The sequence below is a fragment of the Bradyrhizobium sp. Cp5.3 genome, from assembly GCF_000426265.1.
Classification (GTDB): Bacteria; Pseudomonadota; Alphaproteobacteria; order Rhizobiales; family Xanthobacteraceae; genus Bradyrhizobium; species Bradyrhizobium neotropicale.
Genome location: NZ_KE384515.1, coordinates 311,902 through 330,446, shown reverse-complemented (window position 1 = coordinate 330,446; position 18,545 = coordinate 311,902). Strand labels below are relative to the sequence as shown.

25 protein-coding genes and 1 riboswitch are annotated in these 18,545 nt (G+C 65.6%); of the genes, 17 read left to right on the top strand and 8 right to left on the bottom strand.

Translation table 11 applies throughout. The features are described from left to right. Window positions 1-85 precede the first annotated feature (85 nt). Window positions 86-619 (bottom strand): PRC-barrel domain-containing protein, encoded by a 534-nt coding sequence (locus tag K289_RS0142510; protein WP_027556850.1) that lies wholly within the window; start codon window positions 617-619, stop codon window positions 86-88. A 227-nt stretch (window positions 620-846) separates the two neighbouring features. Next, on the bottom strand, window positions 847-1,416 hold the full coding sequence (locus tag K289_RS0142505) for a hypothetical protein (protein WP_027556849.1): 570 nt from the start codon (window positions 1,414-1,416) through the stop codon (window positions 847-849). Window positions 1,417-1,595: 179 nt separating this feature from the next. Between K289_RS0142505 and K289_RS0142500 the strand changes: the two genes are divergently transcribed. Continuing rightward, entirely contained in the window at window positions 1,596-2,336 is a 741-nt protein-coding gene (locus tag K289_RS0142500) for a response regulator (RefSeq protein ID WP_027556848.1), read from the top strand. 13 nt (window positions 2,337-2,349) lie between these two features. Continuing rightward, window positions 2,350-3,675 carry an ATP-binding protein gene (locus K289_RS0142495; RefSeq protein WP_027556847.1) on the top strand — a complete coding sequence of 442 codons (1,326 nt, stop codon included), beginning with the start codon at window positions 2,350-2,352 and terminating at the stop codon, window positions 3,673-3,675. An 8-nt stretch (window positions 3,676-3,683) separates the two neighbouring features. Here K289_RS0142495 and K289_RS0142490 read toward each other — a convergent pair whose 3' ends face one another. Further along, window positions 3,684-3,884, bottom strand: coding sequence for a hypothetical protein (locus K289_RS0142490; RefSeq protein ID WP_027556846.1), 201 nt, complete (start codon window positions 3,882-3,884; stop codon window positions 3,684-3,686). Between the two features lie 234 nt (window positions 3,885-4,118). On the opposite strand from K289_RS0142490, the gene K289_RS0142485 reads away from it, so the two are divergent. From K289_RS0142485 to K289_RS0142455, 7 genes are all read left to right on the top strand, one after another. Continuing rightward, complete coding sequence (locus K289_RS0142485) at window positions 4,119-4,652, top strand: lytic transglycosylase domain-containing protein (protein WP_027556845.1); 534 nt, start codon at window positions 4,119-4,121, stop codon at window positions 4,650-4,652. A 131-nt stretch (window positions 4,653-4,783) separates the two neighbouring features. Further along, a riboswitch (TPP riboswitch) is annotated at window positions 4,784-4,912 on the top strand. After that, entirely contained in the window at window positions 4,900-5,910 is a 1,011-nt protein-coding gene (locus tag K289_RS0142480) for an FAD-dependent oxidoreductase (RefSeq protein ID WP_027556844.1), read from the top strand. Its footprint overlaps the riboswitch before it by 13 nt. A gap of 7 nt (window positions 5,911-5,917) precedes the next feature. Further along, entirely contained in the window at window positions 5,918-6,115 is a 198-nt protein-coding gene (gene thiS, locus K289_RS0142475; RefSeq protein ID WP_027556843.1) for a sulfur carrier protein ThiS, read from the top strand. Between the two features lie 211 nt (window positions 6,116-6,326). Beyond that, window positions 6,327-7,109, top strand: coding sequence for a thiazole synthase (locus K289_RS0142470; RefSeq protein ID WP_027556842.1), 783 nt, complete (start codon window positions 6,327-6,329; stop codon window positions 7,107-7,109). Continuing rightward, window positions 7,096-7,704, top strand: coding sequence for a thiamine phosphate synthase (locus K289_RS0142465; protein WP_027556841.1), 609 nt, complete (start codon window positions 7,096-7,098; stop codon window positions 7,702-7,704). Before K289_RS0142470 ends, K289_RS0142465 begins: the two co-directional genes overlap by 14 nt. Window positions 7,705-7,864: 160 nt before the next feature. Next, the gene (gene thiC, locus K289_RS0142460; RefSeq protein WP_027556840.1) at window positions 7,865-9,763 is read left to right on the top strand and encodes a phosphomethylpyrimidine synthase ThiC; all 1,899 of its coding nucleotides are present in this window, start codon (window positions 7,865-7,867) and stop codon (window positions 9,761-9,763) included. Window positions 9,764-9,863: 100 nt separating this feature from the next. Further along, the gene (locus K289_RS0142455) at window positions 9,864-10,376 is read left to right on the top strand and encodes a mismatch-specific DNA-glycosylase (RefSeq protein ID WP_027556839.1); all 513 of its coding nucleotides are present in this window, start codon (window positions 9,864-9,866) and stop codon (window positions 10,374-10,376) included. Between the two features lie 280 nt (window positions 10,377-10,656). On the opposite strand, the gene K289_RS0142450 is transcribed toward K289_RS0142455, so the two are convergent. Next, window positions 10,657-11,094, bottom strand: a complete 438-nt coding sequence (locus K289_RS0142450; protein WP_027556838.1) for a VOC family protein — start codon at window positions 11,092-11,094, stop codon at window positions 10,657-10,659. 152 nt (window positions 11,095-11,246) lie between these two features. Here K289_RS0142450 and K289_RS0142445 point away from each other — a divergent pair, with 152 nt between their 5' ends. After that, complete coding sequence (locus K289_RS0142445) at window positions 11,247-11,942, top strand: glutathione S-transferase family protein (RefSeq protein ID WP_027556837.1); 696 nt, start codon at window positions 11,247-11,249, stop codon at window positions 11,940-11,942. 117 nt (window positions 11,943-12,059) lie between these two features. Here K289_RS0142445 and K289_RS0142440 read toward each other — a convergent pair whose 3' ends face one another. Next, a complete protein-coding gene (locus K289_RS0142440) occupies window positions 12,060-12,494 on the bottom strand; it encodes a hypothetical protein (protein ID WP_027556836.1) in 435 nt (144 codons plus the stop codon). Window positions 12,495-13,085: 591 nt separating this feature from the next. Here K289_RS0142440 and K289_RS0142435 point away from each other — a divergent pair. The 4 genes from K289_RS0142435 to K289_RS0142420 all read left to right on the top strand — a co-directional run bounded on the left by K289_RS0142435 (window position 13,086) and on the right by K289_RS0142420 (window position 15,168). Continuing rightward, a complete protein-coding gene (locus K289_RS0142435; RefSeq protein ID WP_027556835.1) occupies window positions 13,086-13,469 on the top strand; it encodes a RidA family protein in 384 nt (127 codons plus the stop codon). A gap of 154 nt (window positions 13,470-13,623) precedes the next feature. Further along, on the top strand, window positions 13,624-13,884 hold the full coding sequence (locus K289_RS0142430) for a hypothetical protein (protein WP_027556834.1): 261 nt from the start codon (window positions 13,624-13,626) through the stop codon (window positions 13,882-13,884). Window positions 13,885-14,182: 298 nt separating this feature from the next. Continuing rightward, window positions 14,183-14,434 carry a hypothetical protein gene (locus K289_RS0142425; protein WP_027556833.1) on the top strand — a complete coding sequence of 84 codons (252 nt, stop codon included), beginning with the start codon at window positions 14,183-14,185 and terminating at the stop codon, window positions 14,432-14,434. A gap of 98 nt (window positions 14,435-14,532) precedes the next feature. Further along, window positions 14,533-15,168 carry a hypothetical protein gene (locus K289_RS0142420; RefSeq protein WP_027556832.1) on the top strand — a complete coding sequence of 212 codons (636 nt, stop codon included), beginning with the start codon at window positions 14,533-14,535 and terminating at the stop codon, window positions 15,166-15,168. Between the two features lie 126 nt (window positions 15,169-15,294). On the opposite strand, the gene K289_RS0142415 is transcribed toward K289_RS0142420, so the two are convergent. Then, on the bottom strand, window positions 15,295-15,780 hold the full coding sequence (locus K289_RS0142415; RefSeq protein ID WP_027556831.1) for a molecular chaperone DnaJ: 486 nt from the start codon (window positions 15,778-15,780) through the stop codon (window positions 15,295-15,297). Between the two features lie 111 nt (window positions 15,781-15,891). Between K289_RS0142415 and K289_RS0142410 the strand changes: the two genes are divergently transcribed. Both K289_RS0142410 and K289_RS0142405 read left to right on the top strand, forming a co-directional pair. Further along, a complete protein-coding gene (locus K289_RS0142410) occupies window positions 15,892-16,659 on the top strand; it encodes an SDR family NAD(P)-dependent oxidoreductase (RefSeq protein WP_027556830.1) in 768 nt (255 codons plus the stop codon). 353 nt (window positions 16,660-17,012) lie between these two features. Then, window positions 17,013-17,258: a helix-turn-helix domain-containing protein gene (locus K289_RS0142405; protein WP_027556829.1), complete on the top strand. Its 246-nt coding sequence runs from the start codon at window positions 17,013-17,015 to the stop codon at window positions 17,256-17,258. Between the two features lie 15 nt (window positions 17,259-17,273). On the opposite strand, the gene K289_RS0142400 is transcribed toward K289_RS0142405, so the two are convergent. Next, window positions 17,274-17,519 carry a hypothetical protein gene (locus tag K289_RS0142400; protein WP_027556828.1) on the bottom strand — a complete coding sequence of 82 codons (246 nt, stop codon included), beginning with the start codon at window positions 17,517-17,519 and terminating at the stop codon, window positions 17,274-17,276. Between the two features lie 152 nt (window positions 17,520-17,671). On the opposite strand from K289_RS0142400, the gene K289_RS0142395 reads away from it, so the two are divergent. After that, window positions 17,672-18,169 (top strand): collagen-like protein, encoded by a 498-nt coding sequence (locus K289_RS0142395; RefSeq protein WP_027556827.1) that lies wholly within the window; start codon window positions 17,672-17,674, stop codon window positions 18,167-18,169. Between the two features lie 70 nt (window positions 18,170-18,239). Here K289_RS0142395 and K289_RS0142390 read toward each other — a convergent pair whose 3' ends face one another. Further along, window positions 18,240-18,455 carry a hypothetical protein gene (locus K289_RS0142390; RefSeq protein ID WP_027556826.1) on the bottom strand — a complete coding sequence of 72 codons (216 nt, stop codon included), beginning with the start codon at window positions 18,453-18,455 and terminating at the stop codon, window positions 18,240-18,242. Between the last annotated feature and the right edge of the window lie 90 nt (window positions 18,456-18,545).

Sequence of the window (18,545 nt, the reverse complement as noted above, 5' to 3'; positions counted from 1 at the left end):
CGCAAGCGGGGCGTGGTAAGAACGACACGACAGCGCGCCCGGTGAAAACCGGGCGCGCTTCGTTTCGCTGATCAGCTCAGCCGCATTACTCCGAGTACTTGAACTCGGGCATGTTCTTCAGCTCGTCCTTGGATGCGTTGAACACGGCGTGGTCCGGATACCACTTCGACGAAGACGACTTGCTCGTGGTCGTCGAGGTCTTGTCGGTGCCGGTCGCAGCGCCCGTCGTCGTCGACCCACCAGGCTTGGCGTTCGAGTTCGTTCCGGTGCCGGTGTAGGCGACGGCCTCGTTGGCGAACTTCAGCTTCTCGAAGGGCACGGCGACCAGATGCTCACCCATGCCGAGGAAGCCGCCGACGCCGATCACGGCGATCTTGACGTTGCCGCTCTTGTCCATCAGCAGATCGTTGATCGAGCCGATGTTCTCATTGGCGTCGTTGTAGACCTTCAGGCCCGACATTTTCGATGCGCGCCACTCGTTCGACGCCGACGTGGTCGTCGTTGTTGCCGCGGTCGGAGCCTTGTCGGCGGTCGGCGATTGAGCAGGCGCTTGTGCAAACGCTACGGTCGCAAGCAGCGCGGTCCCGGCGAGGCCGGCCGCGATCGATTTGATCAACATCTTGTCCTCTCCTTCAACAAGAAAACTTGTGCGGAGAAAACAGCTGGCGTCAGTCGCAGTTCCGATCCTGCGGCAATTTCGTTGCCACTTTCGCGTGCCGCTGCATTGCGACGAATGTTCCCCAATCCGCAGGAACATGTGCGAGGCTCGGGTTCCCCGCCGACGATCTTGCGCCCTGGGAAGAAGCAAGACCGCGGCGAGGAACGCGCCAACCTGCGTCGCTCAGGTCAGCTCTTGTAGTCGATCAGCAGCGCGGAGAATTGCGAGCCGCTCGACGAGCTGGTCGCGCTGCCGGAGGCGCCGTAGGACGACGTCGACGACTGCGACTGCTGCAGCGCCTGGAGAAACTGCTGGAGTATCTCGGCCGTGGCGGAGTCGCTCGAAGAGCTGCTCGTCGAGTCCGTGGACGACGAATCCGAGGAGCTGTCATCCGGTGGCGGACCGGGCGGCGGGCCGCCAGCACCGCCGGCGCCGCCGGGGCCGTTGGCGAAAGCGGACTGAAATACGCCCTTGAGCTCGTCGGCCTGGTCCGAGGTCAGAGTGCCGTTCGACACCTCGTTGGCAATGAGGTCGTCGATCTTCGACTTCATGTCGTCCTTCGACGGCCGCGTGCCGCTGGACTCGTCGCTGGCGCGGCTCTGCTGTAGCGCCGTGTCGATGTCGGTGAGCGCCGTCGAAAGTGCGGACTGGTCCGATGACGAGATCGTGCCGGCGGAGACTTCCGATTGCAATTCCTGCTGTAGCCGCTGTAGCGGCGACTGGTAGCTGCTGCTTGAGAGCGACGAGATCGTGCTCATGATGGCTCCGGGGTTTCTACGGTATCTTGCGCGACACTTTGACGGTATGGTTAACGGTGTTAACGAGACCTTGCCGTGCCCCAGCCGGGCTGTTGCCGGCTGTTGCGAGCGGGGCAGCCAGAAACGAACTGAAACAAAAATCTTCGCCATTCGGCCCGAATCTTGGACAAACAGAGGACATGGCAATTCCCTCGCCCAACATCCTGGTCGTCGAGGACGACCGCGAAACCCGGACGTTGATTGCGAAGTACCTGCGCAACAACGCCTGCAACGTCACCGCCGTCAGCGACGGCCGCGAGATGTCGCGTGCGATGGCCGACCATCGCGTCGACCTCATCATCCTCGACGTCATGCTGCCCGGCGAAGACGGCCTCAGCCTGTGTCGCAAGGTGCGCTCGGAGACGCAGACGCCGATCATCATGCTGACTGCGCGCGGCGAGGACGTCGACCGTATCGTCGGCCTCGAGATGGGCGCCGACGACTATCTGCCGAAGCCGTTCAATCCGCGCGAGCTGCTCGCGCGCATCAACGCGGTGCTGCGCCGCCAGGCGGCGGCCCAGGCCGCAAGCTCGATCGAAGGCGCGAGCACGCTGGCGTTCGAGGGCTGGCGCATCGACCTGCGCCTGCGCGAATTGCGCAATCCCGAAGGCGCACGCGTCGCGGTGACCAGCGCCGAGTTCGATCTGCTCAGGACGTTTTGCGAGCGGCCCGGCCGCGTGCTGTCGCGCGACAGCCTGCTCGACCTCACCCAGGGACGCAACACCGGCTCGTTCGAGCGCTCGATCGACGTGCTGGTCAGCCGCATCCGCCGCAAGATCGAGCCCAACCCGCAGGACCCGACCATCATCAAGACGGTCCGCTCCGGCGGCTATCTGTTCACGCCAAGGACGGAAGCGGTCACGGCGGCCCTGAGCATTTGAGGGGACGCCGGCCATGAAGCCGTTCCGGTTCTTCCACTTCAGGGGCATCGGCGGGCAGATCGCCGCGCTCGTGCTGGCGTCGACGGTCGCGCTGCATCTCGTCGTCACCACTGCCTTCCTGATCGGCCGGCCGGACCGCCCCGACACGCCGCCGGACGGCGCCCATCAAATGACGGATGCCGCACTGCTGCTCGCGGCCGCCAGCGAGAGCGAGCGGCCGCGCCTCATCGCCGATCTCGCGCGCGCCTTTCCCAGGCTCGGCCTCGAGACGGTCGCTCCCGGCACGGCGACGACCGTCGCGGAGAGCGAAGGCGCACACCTGCACGGGATGCGCCGTCACCTCGGCCGCGGCTACAAGGTGGTGCAACTGGCGCCGGACGGCGGCATCCACCGCGTCGGCGTGGAGTTGCCCGACGGCAGCATGATCGCGGGCCGTGTCCGGAACGGTCCGCGTCCGTGGTTCTGGGGCGCGCCGTGGCTGATGACGCTGATGACCGCTTTCATCTGCGTCACCGTGCTCGGCCTGTGGGCGGCGCGTGCGCTGGCGACGCCGCTGTCGTCCTTCGCCAAGGCGGCCGAGAATTTCAGCCTGGACGGGACGGCCGAACCGCTGCCCGAGCGTGGTCCGGAGGAGATCCGCCAGGTCGCGCGCGCGCTCAACCGCATGCATGAGCGGATCGCGCGGTTGATGTCCGACCGCACCAGGATGCTGGCGGCGATCAGCCACGATCTGCGCACCCCGATCACGCGCTTGCGGCTGCGCGCCGAGTTCATCGAGGACGAAGGCAACCGCAAGCGCATGCTGATCGATCTCGACCAGATGCGCTCGATGCTGGAATCCGTGCTGTCGCTCCTGCGCAACGACCGCAAGATCGAGGCGATAACGCTGGTCGACGTCGCGAGCACACTGCAGCTCATCGCCGACCAGTTCGGCGACATGGGCCACGTCGTGCATTACGACGGCCCGCTATCTGCGACCGCCGCGGCGCGTCCCGACGACCTCCACCGCGGCATCACCAACCTCGTCGAGAATGCGGTGCGCTTCGGCGCCGAAGTGACGATCCGGCTCGAGGTCGAAGGCACCCGCTTCAGGATCGACGTCGCGGACGACGGCCCCGGCATTTCGGATGCGCGCAAGCAGGAGATGCTGGAGCCGTTCGTGCGCGGCGACGACGCGCGCACCATGGACGACCAGACCGGCTTCGGGCTCGGCCTGTCGATCGCGCGCGCGATCGCACTCGCGCATGGCGGCGAGTTGTCGCTGCACGACCGCGAGCCGCACGGGCTGATCGTGCGGATGCAATTGCCGATGTGGCAGCAGCCGCGGCTCGCGGCGTAAGTGTCGGCTTAAGCGGCGAGCGGCGGATGCTCGATCGCGGTGTGATCGAAGATCGCCACTGCCTCGAAGCGATAGCCGCAGGCGCTGCACTTCCAGAGATAGGAAACGCGCCCTTGGCCCGGTTCGATCCAGTCCGGGAACGGGATCGGCATGCCGCATTGGGCACATGGGTTCTGCGTGGGGATGTCGTCGATGTGTGCTCGGGTCATGGACGTCCTCCCGAATTGCCGTTTTTTGACTTGCCGCTTTTGGGCGAAGGCGCGCGAATGGACAGGCCTGCTGTCGCGCAACGCGCTCCGCCAGTCGTGCTTTTAACCTATGTTTGAGTCGTAAAAACGACGACGCGACCAAAATCGCCATTGGCGGCGTTTCGCCACATCATCGCCGTGTTCCCACGGCCTAACGCGCACGGGCGCAGGTCCGTTCTGCCGAGGAACATTTTGATGAAAATTTTGCGTATTGCCGCGCTCGTCGCGGCCGGGCTGATGATGGCGCAGGCGGCGAATGCCGGTGAAAGTGAATACGCCGAGATGGTCGCGGCGCACGCGCGCGCCAACGGCGTGCCGGAAGCGCTGGTGCATCGCGTCATCATGCGTGAAAGCCGCTACCAGCCGGGCCTGATCGGCCGCGGCGGCACGATCGGGCTGATGCAGATCAAGCTCGCGACCGCCCGCGGGGTCGGCTACACCGGCGACGCCGCCGGCCTGCGCGATCCCAACACCAACCTCACCTACGCGGTGAAATATTTGGCCGGCGCCTATCGCGCCGCCAACGGCGATCACGCGCGAGCCATTCGTTATTTTGCGGGCGGCTATTACTACGCTGCAAAGCGGCAGCGGCAGGAGATGGTGCGAGAGGCCAATGCCGAGAGCTGGCTGGAGCCGAACGGCAATCCGCAGCCGATGCTGGGCGCTACGCCGCACAAGAGGCTGGCGCAGGGCGTGCGCAACGCACGGGCGCAGGTTCCCCACGACTGATCGTCATTCCGGGTCGGACCGCCCGACCGAACCCGGGATCTCGAGATTCCGGGTTCGATGCTGACGCATCGCCCCGGAATGAGTGTTCTGTGGTTAGTGCGTTGACACAGGCCGTCACTTGCATACATTAGCGCCGTTCCGAGGGGTGCTCCGAGGAGGAGCTGAGATACCGCTAAATGGGTCAGAAGGCCCAGGACCGCGGTGACCCTTTGAACCTGATCCGGGTCATGCCGGCGAAGGGACAGGGATGTACCAGACGACCAAGCGACCGGATTCCCCGGTATCCATCATCGGCGCAGGCATTGCAGGGGCGTGGCAGGCACTGCTGTTCGCGCAGGCCGGCCATACCGTGACGTTACACGAGCGTGGTGACGCCGCAATGACGGACTCCACCAGCCACTGGGCCGGCGGCATGCTCGCCCCCTATTGCGAGGCGGAAGTCGCCGAACCCATCATCAGCCGGCTCGGCCTGCGCTCGCTCGACATCTGGCGGCGCGAGCTGCCCGATACCCCCTTCAACGGCTCCCTCGTCGTGGCACATCCGCGCGAGCGCAACGACTTTGAGCGCTTCGCACGCATGACCGAGGACCATCAGCGTCTCGATGCCGCCGGCCTCGCCCGGCTGGAACCGTCGCTCGAAGGCCGGTTCCGCGAGGCGCTGTTCTTCCCGACCGAGGGCCATGTCGAGCCGCGCCGCGTGCTGCCGAAGCTGCATGAGCGCATCCGCGCTGCCGGCGGCACCATCAAGTTCTCCAGCGACGTCAACACCAAGGACCTCGACGGCATCGTGATCGACTGCCGCGGCCTCGCCGCGCGCGAGGAGCAGCCAAGCTTGCGCGGCGTCAAGGGCGAGATGATCCTGATCGAGACCGGCGAGGTGCAGCTTGCGCGCCCCGTGCGGCTGATCCATCCGCGCTGGCCGCTCTACGTCATTCCGCGCGAGGACAATCTGTTCATGCTGGGCGCGACCTCGATCGAGGCCGAGGATACCGGCGTCAGCGTGCGCTCGGCGCTGGAGCTCCTGGGTGCCGCCTACGCCGTGCATCCCGCCTTCGGTGAGGCCCGCATCGTCGAATTCGGCTCGGGCCTTCGGCCCGCCTTCCCTGACAACCTGCCACGGATCGGCGTTCGCGGCGGCAGGATCACCGTCAACGGGCTCTACCGCCACGGCTTCCTGATCGCGCCGGCGCTCGCCGAGCTGACGCTCGCCTATGTCGAGCGCGGCCAGATCGACAATGAGGTGATGCAATGCGGGTGATCGTCCAATGCGCTTGATCATCAATGGCGAGCAACGCGAGGTGAACTCGGCGAGCGTGGATGCGCTGCTCGCCGAGCTCGACTACGAGGGCACCCATTTCGCGATCGCGCTGAACTACGACGTGGTGCCGAAGGGCCGCTGGGCCGAAACGCAGCTCAAGGCCGGCGACGAGATCGAGATCATCACGCCGCGGCAGGGAGGGTGAGGATGAAGAGCACACACTCTTTTCCCACGTCGTCCCGGTGCCCGCGCCACACTCCGCGGTCATCGCCCGGCAATAGCGCGAAGCGCGTCTTGGAAAACGAGACCGGGCGATCCAGTACGCCGCGGCCTCTCCGTTTTACGGCACGGCCTCTGGAATACTGGATCCCCGCTTTCGCGGGGATGACAGCTACACTAGGGGAGACACCGACCAAATGGTGACCTTCTACGGCAAATCCTTCGCCTCCCGCCTCCTGATCGGCAGCGCGCTCTATCCCTCGCCGGCGGTCATGCAGGCGGCGATCCGCGCATCCGGCGCGGGCATCGTCACGGTGTCGCTGCGCCGCGAGGCGGCCGGCGGCAAGACCGGCGACGCGTTCTGGAACCTGATCCGCGAGCTCGACGTCGCCGTGCTGCCGAACACCGCCGGCTGCCGCAGCGTGCGCGAGGCGGTGACGACCGCCAAGCTCGCGCGCGAATTGTTCGGCACGTCCTGGATCAAGCTCGAAGTCATCGCCGACAACGACACGCTGCAGCCCGACGTCGTCGGTTTGGTCGAGGCCGCCACCATCCTGATCAAGGACGGCTTTGAGGTGTTCCCCTATTGCACCGAGGACCTCTCGGTCGCGAACCGTCTGGTCGACGCCGGCTGCAAGGTGGTGATGCCGTGGGCCGCCCCCATCGGCAGCGCGAAGGGCATCACCAACCGCGACGCGCTGAAGCTTCTGCGCGAACGGCTGCCCGACATCACGCTGGTGGTCGATGCCGGTCTCGGTGCGCCAAGCCACGCGGCGCAGGCGCTCGAGCTCGGCTACGACGCCGTGCTGCTCAACACCGCGATCGCGAAAGCCGCCGATCCCGTGGCGATGGCCAATGCCTTCCGCCTCGGCGTCGAGGCCGGCCGCACCGCCTACGAAGCCGGGCTGATGGATGCCCGCGACTTCGCCTCCCCCTCCACCCCTGTCGTTGGGACCCCGTTCTGGCATGCCGTATCCTGATCGTTTCTATCCCGTCGTCGACAGCCTCAGTTGGGTCGAACGCCTGACCAAGCTCGGCGTCGGCACCATCCAGCTGCGCGCCAAAGACCTGAACGACGCCGACGCGCTCCAGATCGTCAGCGACGCGCTGGCGATCACGAAGGGCACGCAGACCAAGCTCGTGGTCAACGACTACTGGCGCGCGGCGATCGTCGCGGGCGCGCAACATCTGCATCTCGGCCAGGAGGATCTGGTCGATGCGGATGTGAAAGCCATCCGCGAGGCGGGGCTGACGCTCGGCGTCTCCACCCATGACGACGCCGAGCTTGCGACCGCGCTCGCGGCAAAGCCCGACTACGTCGCGCTCGGCCCGATCTTCTTCACCACGCTGAAGTCGATGCGCTTCGAACCGCAGGGCATTCCCAAGATCACGGAATGGAAGAAGCGCCTCGGCGGCATCCCGCTGGTCGCGATCGGCGGCATCAAGTTCGAGCATGCCGCGGAGATCTTTGCCGCGGGCGCGGATTCCATCGCCGTCGTCAGCGACGTCACGCAAAACGCCGACCCCGATGCGCGGGTGCGGCAGTGGCTCGGCCTGTCCGTGGAAGCGGCGTGATGCCTCTCACCGCCCGTCGTTGCGAGGAGCACTTGCGACGAAGCAATCCAGACTGTCTCCGCAGCGAGATTCTGGATTGCTTCGCTGCGCTCGCAATGACGGAGCAAGACCTCACCAGCGTCGCCAGACGCACACACATACGAATTAAAAGGAGGATCCCATGAACATCCGCTCCAATCCGGAAAAGACCATTCCCGCCGTCACCACCGGCCCGCTGCCCTCGTCGCGCAAGATCTTTGCGTCGCCCGAGGCCGCGCCTGACGTGCGCGTGCCGCTGCGCGAGATCATCCTCTCCGAGGGCGCGGGCGAGCCGAACCTGCCGGTCTACGACACCTCCGGCCCCTACACCGATCCGTCCGTGACGATCGACGTCAACGCCGGCCTCTCGCGCAACCGCAAGGCCTGGGTGCTGGAGCGCGGCGGCGTCGAGGAATATGATGGCCGCGCGATCAAGCCGGAGGACAATGGCGGCGTCTCCGCCGAGAAGGCCGCGCGTGCGTTTTCCGCCTATCACCAGCCACTGCGCGGGCTCGACGGCCACAAAATCACGCAGCTCGAATTCGCCCGCGCCGGCATCATCACCAAGGAGATGATCTACGTCGCCGAGCGCGAGAACCTCGGCCGCAAGCAACAGCTCGAGCGCGCCGAGCAGGCCCTTGCCGATGGCGAGAGCTTCGGCGCCGCCGTGCCGGCCTTCATCACGCCGGAGTTCGTGCGCTCCGAGATCGCGCGCGGCCGCGCCATCATCCCCTCCAACATCAACCACTCCGAGCTCGAGCCGATGATCATCGGCCGCAACTTCCTGACCAAGATCAACGCCAATATCGGCAACTCGGCGGTGACCTCGTCGGTCGAGGAGGAGGTCGAGAAGATGGTGTGGGCGATCCGCTGGGGCGCCGACACCGTGATGGACCTGTCGACGGGCCGCAACATCCACACCACGCGCGAGTGGATCCTGCGCAACTCGCCGGTGCCGATCGGCACCGTGCCGATCTACCAGGCGCTGGAGAAGTGCAACGGCGATCCGGTGCAGCTCACCTGGGAGCTCTACAAGGACACGCTGATCGAGCAGTGCGAACAGGGCGTCGACTATTTCACAATCCACGCCGGCGTGCGCCTGCAATACATCCACCTCACCGCCAACCGCGTCACCGGCATCGTCTCGCGCGGCGGCTCGATCATGGCGAAGTGGTGCCTCGCGCACCACAAGGAGAGCTTCCTCTACACCCATTTCGACGAGATCTGCGACATCATGCGCAAGTATGACGTCTCGTTCTCACTCGGCGACGGCCTGCGTCCGGGCTCGATCGCGGATGCCAACGACCGCGCGCAATTCGCCGAGCTCGAGACCCTCGGCGAGCTCACCAAGATCGCGTGGGACAAGGGCTGCCAGGTCATGATCGAAGGCCCCGGCCACGTGCCGATGCACAAGATCAAGATCAACATGGACAAGCAGCTCAAGGAATGCGGCGAGGCGCCGTTCTACACCCTCGGGCCGCTGACCACCGACATCGCGCCGGGCTATGACCACATTACGTCGGGCATCGGCGCTGCCATGATCGGCTGGTTCGGCTGCGCCATGCTCTGCTACGTCACGCCGAAGGAGCATCTCGGCCTGCCCGACCGCAACGACGTCAAGACCGGCGTCATCACCTACAAGATCGCCGCCCACGCCGCCGACCTCGCCAAGGGCCACCCCGCCGCGCAGCTCCGCGACGACGCGCTCTCGCGCGCGCGGTTCGACTTCCGCTGGACCGACCAGTTCAACCTCGGCCTCGATCCGGACACCGCCAAGAGCTTCCACGACGAGACCCTGCCGAAGGAAGCCCACAAGGTCGCGCATTTCTGCTCGATGTGCGGCCCGAAGTTCTGCTCGATGAAGATCACGCAGGACGTCCGCGACTATGCGGCAACGCTGAACGATCCGAACAACGTCGGCATGTCGATGGCCGGCACCATCGAGGACGGCATGGCCAGGATGAGCGAGAAGTTCAAGGAGATGGGAAGCAGCGTGTATCTCGATGCGGAGAAGGTGAAGGAGAGCAATCGGGCGCTGTGAGGCCCGTTGCCCTCTCCTCTTCTCTTCGCCAGAAACCAATTGGAAAAGGCCGGGCGAAAGCCCGGCCTTTTTCAACGAGCCACTCGTAGGATGGGTAGACTTGCCCGAGCCCACTCTCGACCGCCTCCCCGACCAGCTCCGCGAAAACCTCCGCCTCGTCTTCGTCGGCACCGCCGCGAGCACGCGCTCGGCCGCCGTCGGGCACTACTACGCCCATCCCGGCAACCGCTTCTGGCGCGCGCTCCATGAGGCCGGCATCACGCCGCGCCGCTATCAGCCGAGCGAGTTCGCCGCGCTGCTCGCGCTCGAGATCGGCTTCACCGATCTGTCCAAGTCCGGCGCCGGGATGGATCACCAGATCGAAGCAGCATCGATCGACGTGCCCGGCTTCAGGGCCAAGGTCGAGAAATATCGGCCGAGGACCATTGCGTTCACGAGCAAGAAGGCGGCGAGTTTGTTCTATGGCAAGCCGTCCAGCGTGATTTCGCTGGGGCGGCAGCAGGCTGACGGGCAGTTCCCCGACGTGTTCGTGCTCGCCTCTCCGTCAGGCGCCGCGTCCGGCCGTTGGACGCTGGAGCCGTGGCGCGAGCTTGCGGCGTGGATCGCTGCGTAGGGTGGGTTAGCGCAGCGTAACCCACCACGTCTGTCCCCGCGGATGCTGAAGTGGTGGGTTACGCCGAGCGGACTGCGCTTCGCGCAGCCGCGGGGCTAACCCACCCTACTGGAGCGGGGCACCCACGCAGACCTCATCCTGAGGAGACCGCGGAGCGGTCGTCTCGAAGGATGGCCGCGGGCGAGATACGGGCCTTCATGGTTCTCGCGGCAATGCGAAAGCATCGTCCGCGAGACGGCGCTTCGCGCCTCCTCACATGAGGGTTTGGCACCCCCGCCCCTCACCCCGCATACGCCTTGTCCAGATCCGCAATCACGATCTTCTTCATCTGCATCATGGCCTGCATGACGCGCCCCGCTTTGGTGCGGTCCGCGTCGCCGAGGTAGCGGCCGAGCGCGGTCGGGATCACCTGCCAGGACAGGCCGAACTTGTCCTTGAGCCAGCCGCACCGGGATTCTTCACCGCCGTCCGCGGTGAGGCGGCTCCAGAAATAGTCGACCTCACCTTGCGTCTCCACGCTGATGAAGAAGGACACCGCTTCGTTGAAGCGGTATTGCGGCCCGCCATTGAGGGCGTTGAAGCGCTGACCTTCCAGCTCGAACACCGCCATGAAGTCGCTGACGGTCTCGACCTTGGCATTGGGAAACACCGATTTGTAGAACGCAACGGCTTCCGGGACGTTGTTGTCGAACCAGAGAAATGGCGTGATGGAGGTCATGTTTCCTGTATCCTCGGGCTTGAGACGGGACGTGCAGGCGCGCGCCTGCCCGTAGGACGAACAGGAGAGCGGGCCGCCGACAGGTGCCGGATCATTTTTCTTGGGCTTTCCTGTATGATGGGCTCCGAGTTGCCCGGTCGAGGAGCCCGCCCATGCTGACCCTCTATTCCTACCCCGAACTCTTCGGCGTCGCCGACAACAACGGCTACGGCCTCAAGGTCTTCGCCTTCCTGAAGCTCGCGGGCGTGCCCTTCGTGCACGAGCACGTGTTCGATGCTTCCGCCGCGCCGCGCGGGCAGCTTCCCTATGTCGTCGACGACGGCGAAACGATCGGCGACAGCGAGACGATCATCGCGCACGCAATCGCAAAATATCACCTGACCATCGATGCCGCGCTTTTGCCGAGCGAGCGCCGGACCAACCATTTCGTCACGCGCATGCTGGATGATCTCTACTGGGTGATGTCGTATTCGCGCTGGAAGGACGATCGCTATTATCCGGCATTCCGCGACGCGTTCATCGCGCAGCATCCGCAGCTCGACGCGGCGGGGCTGGAGAAGGCGAAGGCGTACAACGCGCAGCGCTATCATTTCCAGGGCATCGGCCGCTACACGCCCGAGCAGGCCTATGCGCGGGGACTCGCCGACCTTCAGGTGCTGGCCGAGATCGTGCCTGCACAGGGCTTCGTCCATGGCGAGGCGCCGACCAGCGTCGATGCCGGCATCTACGGCTTCATCGCCAACATCTACTTCTTTCCGATCCCGACGCCGCTGAAGGCGTTCGTCGATGCGCACGCAAATCTCGTCGCGCATTGCGAGAGGATTCATGCGGCGGTGAGCAAATCGTAGGGTGGGTTAGCGCAGCGTAACCCACCTCTTTGCTTTCCACACGGAGAGAGAAGTGGTGGGTTACGCCGAGCGGACTGCGCTTCGCGTAGCCGCGGGGCTAACCCACCCTACCCAGCCCTACCGCATCGTGATCGCAAGCCCGCTCAGGTCCGCGTTCGCCATCAGGCCGACCTGCGTGCCGGAGAGTTCCAACACGGCGCCCTTCTGGTTGGTCAGCACGATGGCCCGCGCGCCGGCACCCACCGCAAGGCCCGCACCGGCGGCACCGTAGACGCCGGCGACATCGGAGGGACGGTTGATGTTGGAGACGCGGCCGCGCAGCACGGTCTTGGAGCCGCCGAAGACGAGGCCGTAGTCGAGCCCGCCGGTCGAGAGCGCGTAGGAGCGGCCGCGGAAGTTGAGCACGCCCGAGCCGCCGGAGCCGCCGATGATCCAGCCCGCTTTGTAGATCGTCAGCACCACCGTGCCGCCGTCGGCCTGCGCCGCGGTCGAGAGGCCGGCAAGAGCGGCGATGGCGACGAGGGCAGCGCGAAGAGTGGATGCGATCTTCATGGAGGGCTCCGGGGGCTAATTTTCAAGGCAGGAATCGAATCAGACGCGGCAAATCTATCCGATCGATCGCGGCGGCAAAATGATGGGCATGTCTTCTCCCTACAGGCGGCAGGGCGATCGCATATGACCGCTGGGGCCTGCCGGACGAGCTTGGCCTGCATGGTTCGAGACGCCCGCTTTGGCGGGCTCCTCACCATGAGGGCCTGATATCTCGCCGCAGAACGCGACCTCATCCTGAGGGCCCGCCGCAGGCGGGCGTCTCGAAGGATGGGGTGCAGGCTAGCTCTCCGCCACGTCTCTCTTGATAGCGATCGCCCTACCGCAGGCGCGGAGACTCGAAGCAACATCAGCGCCATCATGGCATCGTGCAGGTGTTTTGCCCGACGTGTCAAACGTCTTTCCCGAGCTCGTAGGAACCAACCAGACCAAGCATTTCTACTTTGCATGGGGTTGTTTTCGAGATTTTTGTTGGGCGCGAGGTTCGCGGCGGTATTTCCCCCCGGGCGACGCCAGCAGCGAATGCGGTTGCAACCGTCCCGCATGTCGCTACGCTCATGCGGGTTAAGCGACCGTCCTGATCCGAGGTGACCCATGCCGATCCAGCATTTTGCACCCCCACCGCATGTCAAGGCACCGCCGCTCTCCTTCGCCACGCGCGTCGGCGATCTCCTGTTCATCTCAGGCATTCCCGGCTTCGACGCCGATGGCGCGCTGCCTGACGGCTTCGAGGCGCAGTTCGGCAATGTCGTCATCAACATCAAGCGCGTGCTGACGGAGGCCGGCGCGACGTTCCACGATCTCGTCAAGGTCAACGTGCTGCTGACGCGCGCCTCCGACGTCGCGACGATGAACGCGCTCTATGCCGGCGCGTTCGGCCCGCCGCCCTACCCGGCCCGCACCACCTGCGTGGTGCACGCCCTGCCGAACCCGAAGATGCTGATCGAGATCGAGGCGGTGGCGTCGCTGGCGAAGTGAGCCACGCTCGCTTGTGTGGCTTGCCGGGCACGCGGCCAAGCCAAGTGCCGGAACGGGTCTGACATATCCGTGAAACGGCAGCTCCTCGGCTTGCAACGGACCTGCTTTTACCGCACGAGTTTTCGTCTCACACGTCGCCACAAGGAGATACTTCATGCGTCGCGTTCTCGCCCTCTGTGCCGCTGCCGGCATTGCCACGTCCGTCTTTGCCGCGCCGGCTTCGGCGGCGGTCGGCTATTACGTGATCCGTTGGGACAACACCGGCATCTGCCAGGTCTGGAACGAGGACCTGAAGTACAAGCCCTTCCAGTGGGGACCTTCGACTTACAAGGTCGTCAGCAAGCCGCTTCCGACTTTCGCCGCTGCCTCTGACGTTCAGATCAAGCTGCGTGGGGAGCGCCGCTGCACGCTCTGAGACTGGCGAACAGGCGGATTGATTTGCAAGGCGGGTTGCGCGTGCAGCCCGCCTTTGCTTTTGGACGGTCGCGCCGTCTCTCCAGGTGTAGCGCGACAGCGATCGGAGCGCGGCGCCTCGAGCGCCAACGCCCGCGTTTTGCGGCCAAATTCCAGCCTTTCCTGCACGCACGCTTTGAACCTGATCGTTGCACGGAACTACTCACATCTTGTCCGGGGCGCACTCCCCCAGCGTCCCGCGCCACCCTCCCCATCATTGTCGGGAGGTGCATCACATCTCTCATTTGAGGAGCTGATCCATGCGTCGTATTTCCATGCTGTGCGCTGCCGCTTGTCTTGCCGTCACCGCCTTCGTTGCCGCGAGCCCGGCCGAAGCCGGCTATCACCTGATCCGCTGGCAGGACACGGGCTATTGCCAGGTCTGGGACGAGAGCATCCCGACCACGCCGTGGCCGGCCGGGTACGCCCGCGTCAGCGCGTCCGTTCCGACCTTCGTCGATGCGCTCGCGGTCAAGGATCACGCGCTGCGCCACGGCCACTGCACCTGGTAAAATCTCGATCGGCGGACGATACTCAAAGCCGGGCAAGGGCGCATCGCCGCGCTCTTGCCCGCTCGTGTTTTTACCTCGCAAGGGTTCGGAGCAGATCGATGCGCGCGCTGACGAAGGCAACACTCCTTTTCGCATCGCTTGCGCTCGCCTCCATGGCGCAAGCCCAGAGCCCGCCATCGTTCCGCGTGATCTCGCCGATCTTCGGCCAGCTTGTCACCTTCGCGATGCCGTCGGATTTCGTCGCGGTGTTCGAGAACACCAAGGGCGGCCACTACATCCGCGAGGCCGTGCTGAAGGGCGAGACGCCCGAACGCTGGACCCAGATGATCACGGTGACCGGCGAGAAGGGCATGTCCTCCAACCCCAACGCCTCGCCCGAGACGTTCGCGAGCACGATCACCGGTGGATTCCAGTCGGCCTGCCCCGACAGCTTTGCGGCGAAGTCGCTCGGGGCCACGACGCTCGGCCGCTTCGAGGCCTTCATCGCCGTGATCGGCTGCGGCCAAGTCGATAGCGGACCGACCCGGCACAGCGAGACCGCGCTGCTGATCACCGTGAAGGGCGCGACCGACTATTACACCATCCAGTGGGCCGAGCGCGGGCCCGAGAGCGACGCGCCTTCGGTCAATGACGAGCGATGGCAGGAGCGCCTGCGCGCGCTCAGCCCGATTGACCTCTGCCCGATCGTTCCGGGCGAGGCCGCGCCCTATCCGAGCTGCGTGGCGAAGAGCTGAGAAGTCGCAGACATCGTAGGGTGGGCAAAGGCGCACTTGCGCCGTGCCCACCGTCTCTCCGCGACCGCAAACGAAGCGGTGGGCACGCTTCGCTTTGCCCACCCTACAAGATCTCGCTTGTCGCCCTCACGCGTCCTTGTGCGCGCCGGGATGGATCAGGACGTCGCGCGCGGCGGCAAGGTCGATGAAGGCCTGCGCGCTGCCGCCCTGGTCGGGATGCATGCCCTTGGCGGCGCGGCGATAGGCCTGGTTGATGTCCTCGCAGGTGAGCTGCACGGCGAGCGGCAGGCCGAGCGTCCTGCGGGCGCGCTCCTCGTTGGAGAGCTTTTTCGGCAGCACGTTGCGGCGACCGAAGCGCGGCGCGGTCAGATCATGGATGACATCGAGGATCACGCCGACGCGGCGCTGGGCCGCCACCGTGACGCTGTGATCGTCATTGTCCACGGCCTGGCGCAGCACGGGAAGCGCCTGCTCGGCCGCCTGCCGCAGCATCGTATCCGTGCTCATCCGCACGATCTCGGCCACGAGCCGGCCCGCCTCGGCCCAGTCGGCGGACTGCCCCGACCGCAGGCGTTCGAGCGCCAGTTTCCAGGATTCAAGTCGTTCCATCATGCGCGCAACGTTTAGCAACAAAGATCAGTATGCCAAGGCGGCCGTTTCCGACCCCTTAATTTCGAGTTAGCCTTTCATGAAACTTCGAAATGAATCCGGGAGGAAAATGTCATGGCTTTGCTCGCAAACCACATCGCCGTCGTCACGGGAGCGGGCTCCGGCATCGGCCGGGCGATCGCGGCGGGCTACGCGCGCGAGGGCGCGCAAGTGGTGCTGCTCGACGTCAATGCAGACACGATCGCCGAAGCCGCGCAGGAGATCCGAAAGGCAGGCGGCAAGGCCGAGAGCTTTGCGCTCGACGTCACCAAACGCGAGGACTGTTTTGCGCTGGCAAAGCAGGTCGCAGACAAGGTCGGACAGGTGTCGATCCTCGTCAACAATGCCGGCATCACCCGCCGCAACGCCTTCACCGCGGAGACGGAGACGGTGGCGAAGGACTGGAACGACATCATCTCGCTCAACCTCAACGGCGTCTTCAACATGACGCAGGCCTTCCTCGGCCCCCTGCGCGCGAGCAAGGGCCGCATCGTCAATATCGGCTCGATCCAGTCCTTCGTGCATCTGCGCACGCCGAGCTCGGCGGCATACACGACGTCCAAGCATGGCGTGCTCGGCTTCACCAAGGCGCTCGCGGTCGAGCTCGGCAAGGACGGCGTGCGCGTCAACGCGATCGGCCCCGGCTTCATCGAAACCAACATCAACGCCAATGTGCGCGCGACCAATCCGGCACTGGTGCAGGCCTTCGTCGACCACACCCCGCTCGGGCGCACCGGCAAGCCCGACGACATCGTCGGCCCCGCGATCTTCCTCGCATCAGATCTGTCGGCTTACGTCACGGGAACGATCGTGATGGTGGACGGCGGATATCGCACGGTGTGAGGGAGAGACTCACTCCACATATGCGATGTCATCGCCCGCCTTGTGCGCGATTGCGCACTGGGGCGGGCGATCCAGGAGAGACGGTTGTGATTCCTCGATAGGCCGCGGCGTACTGGATGCCCCGCCTGCGCGGGGCATGACAGTGAATGCGTGCCGCGAGATCAGTCCACATCGATATGCACCTCGTGCCAATCGCGGCGGCTTCGCGGTATTCCTGGGGTCAATTGGTGCGCCGTCCCTGCAATTAACCTTTCGTTAACCAAACCCGCCCACCGTGGATCTACGGCTTGGGGGTCGTTTGTTCTCGATCCGCTTTCCACGACGGAAGCGGGCGTTGGTCGGGAGGTGTGTTGATGACCACTGTTCATGTCGCCGCGCCGCAGGGCGCGCAATTCCTTGCCCCAAATCAGATCGTTCCGCTGCTGATCGGTGCGACCGTCGACGAGGTCGAGCGCGAGCTCGTGCTCCAGACACTCGCCCGCTGCGACGGCAACCGCACCCGCGCAGCCCGCGTGCTCGGCCTGTCGGTGCGCACGCTGCGCAACAAGATCAGGATCTACGCCGCCTCCGGCATCGAGGTGCCTGCGTATCACGACTGACGCGCGACGCCGCACTCACTCCGCGCGGCGAAGCGTCCGACGCAGCCACATGCCGGCCTGGATCGACAACGCGATGACCGCGACCCAGGCCGCGATCAGCTCGATCGCGCGCAGCAAGAAGGCCGTCAGCACCGCCCAGGACGGCTGCGGCTCGTCGGCATAGCCGACCGCCACGACATCCGGCACGAGGAGATGCGCCAGCCCGAGTGCAACGGCCAAGACGACGGCCGACAGCCAGAAGACTTTCCATCCCGCGCTCATCGACTGCTCCCGCCTGCTTTGGCACGTCATGCCATGCCACGGCGCCGCGTGGGGCCGATTGATGTTGATCAACCCCGTCGAGACGCCGGGCGGAATTGCTGCTGTCGTCAAACGCCGCTAAGTAGCTTGCTTCCGGTAGAGGGAGCAGTGGCGTGGCAGACGAGCAGAGACGGCAGGGATCTCAGGGACCGCGTGGGCGGCAGGGCGAGCCGGGACGGCCGGGACCGCAGGGCCATCCCGGCCGACGGGGGCCGGACGGCACGCGCGGCAAGCCGGGGCCGCAAGGCAAGCCGGGCCCGCTTGGAAAGGCCGGACCGATCGGCAAGGCCGGGCCGCAGGGCAAGCAGGGCGAGGCCGGTGCGCGTGGACCGGTCGGAGCGCAGGGGCCGGCCGGACCGCAGGGCCCGCGCGGCGAAGCGGGTCCGCCCGGTCAGTTGCCCTCGATCGAGCAGGTGCTGCCATGGCTGGAGCAGCTCTTCGACGCCTGGGACGAACGCCGCCGCCAGCGCGAGCAGGAGGCCGCCGAGCGCGCGGCGCTGGAAGCCGCCGTGCAGCACGAGGACGACGCGATCGGCGATAATGACAACGACGACGGCGAAGACGACGATCACAAGAAAAAGAAGAAAAAGAAGAAGCACGGCAAGGACTAGCGGCACGCCTTGCCCCGGACGGAGTACGGCGCCGAAAGCGCTGCACCGTGGCCGGGACACCGGGCCTCGCTCAAGAGGATGAGTCGTCCTTGCGCGTCAGCATGCCCATGCGCTCGAACTGCCAGCGCATGGCGCGATACCAGAAATAGCCCACCGCCGCGCCGCACAGCATCAGGATGATCAGGTTGGCGCTGCTGAACGAGCCGCTCCACCACAACATCCACGCTGTCCATAGCAGCGTGAAGGCGATGGCACCTGCTTTCAGCGGAAGTAGGGGGCGGCTCATGATCGGACTCCGGGCTGTCAAAACCCCGGCGAACATGATCGCGCGGCGAGACGCTTCAGACCGTGAGCCAGATCACGGAGCGGCGGCCCG

Excerpts from the sequence above, each read along its gene's own strand:
- K289_RS0142510 (WP_027556850.1), bottom strand. The coding sequence starts at position 619 with ATGTTGATCAAATCGATCGCGGCCGGCCTCGCCGGGACCGCGCTGCTT.
- K289_RS0142505 (WP_027556849.1), bottom strand. The coding sequence starts at position 1,416 with ATGAGCACGATCTCGTCGCTCTCAAGCAGCAGCTACCAGTCGCCGCTA.
- K289_RS0142500 (WP_027556848.1), top strand. The coding sequence starts at position 1,596 with ATGGCAATTCCCTCGCCCAACATCCTGGTCGTCGAGGACGACCGCGAA.
- K289_RS0142495 (WP_027556847.1), top strand. The coding sequence starts at position 2,350 with ATGAAGCCGTTCCGGTTCTTCCACTTCAGGGGCATCGGCGGGCAGATC.
- K289_RS0142490 (WP_027556846.1), bottom strand. The coding sequence starts at position 3,884 with ATGACCCGAGCACACATCGACGACATCCCCACGCAGAACCCATGTGCC.
- K289_RS0142485 (WP_027556845.1), top strand. The coding sequence starts at position 4,119 with ATGAAAATTTTGCGTATTGCCGCGCTCGTCGCGGCCGGGCTGATGATG.
- K289_RS0142480 (WP_027556844.1), top strand. The coding sequence starts at position 4,900 with ATGTACCAGACGACCAAGCGACCGGATTCCCCGGTATCCATCATCGGC.
- thiS (WP_027556843.1), top strand. The coding sequence starts at position 5,918 with ATGCGCTTGATCATCAATGGCGAGCAACGCGAGGTGAACTCGGCGAGC.
- K289_RS0142470 (WP_027556842.1), top strand. The coding sequence starts at position 6,327 with ATGGTGACCTTCTACGGCAAATCCTTCGCCTCCCGCCTCCTGATCGGC.
- K289_RS0142465 (WP_027556841.1), top strand. The coding sequence starts at position 7,096 with ATGCCGTATCCTGATCGTTTCTATCCCGTCGTCGACAGCCTCAGTTGG.
- thiC (WP_027556840.1), top strand. The coding sequence starts at position 7,865 with ATGAACATCCGCTCCAATCCGGAAAAGACCATTCCCGCCGTCACCACC.
- K289_RS0142450 (WP_027556838.1), bottom strand. The coding sequence starts at position 11,094 with ATGACCTCCATCACGCCATTTCTCTGGTTCGACAACAACGTCCCGGAA.
- K289_RS0142445 (WP_027556837.1), top strand. The coding sequence starts at position 11,247 with ATGCTGACCCTCTATTCCTACCCCGAACTCTTCGGCGTCGCCGACAAC.
- K289_RS0142440 (WP_027556836.1), bottom strand. The coding sequence starts at position 12,494 with ATGAAGATCGCATCCACTCTTCGCGCTGCCCTCGTCGCCATCGCCGCT.
- K289_RS0142435 (WP_027556835.1), top strand. The coding sequence starts at position 13,086 with ATGCCGATCCAGCATTTTGCACCCCCACCGCATGTCAAGGCACCGCCG.
- K289_RS0142430 (WP_027556834.1), top strand. The coding sequence starts at position 13,624 with ATGCGTCGCGTTCTCGCCCTCTGTGCCGCTGCCGGCATTGCCACGTCC.
- K289_RS0142425 (WP_027556833.1), top strand. The coding sequence starts at position 14,183 with ATGCGTCGTATTTCCATGCTGTGCGCTGCCGCTTGTCTTGCCGTCACC.
- K289_RS0142420 (WP_027556832.1), top strand. The coding sequence starts at position 14,533 with ATGCGCGCGCTGACGAAGGCAACACTCCTTTTCGCATCGCTTGCGCTC.
- K289_RS0142415 (WP_027556831.1), bottom strand. The coding sequence starts at position 15,780 with ATGATGGAACGACTTGAATCCTGGAAACTGGCGCTCGAACGCCTGCGG.
- K289_RS0142410 (WP_027556830.1), top strand. The coding sequence starts at position 15,892 with ATGGCTTTGCTCGCAAACCACATCGCCGTCGTCACGGGAGCGGGCTCC.
- K289_RS0142405 (WP_027556829.1), top strand. The coding sequence starts at position 17,013 with ATGACCACTGTTCATGTCGCCGCGCCGCAGGGCGCGCAATTCCTTGCC.
- K289_RS0142400 (WP_027556828.1), bottom strand. The coding sequence starts at position 17,519 with ATGAGCGCGGGATGGAAAGTCTTCTGGCTGTCGGCCGTCGTCTTGGCC.
- K289_RS0142390 (WP_027556826.1), bottom strand. The coding sequence starts at position 18,455 with ATGAGCCGCCCCCTACTTCCGCTGAAAGCAGGTGCCATCGCCTTCACG.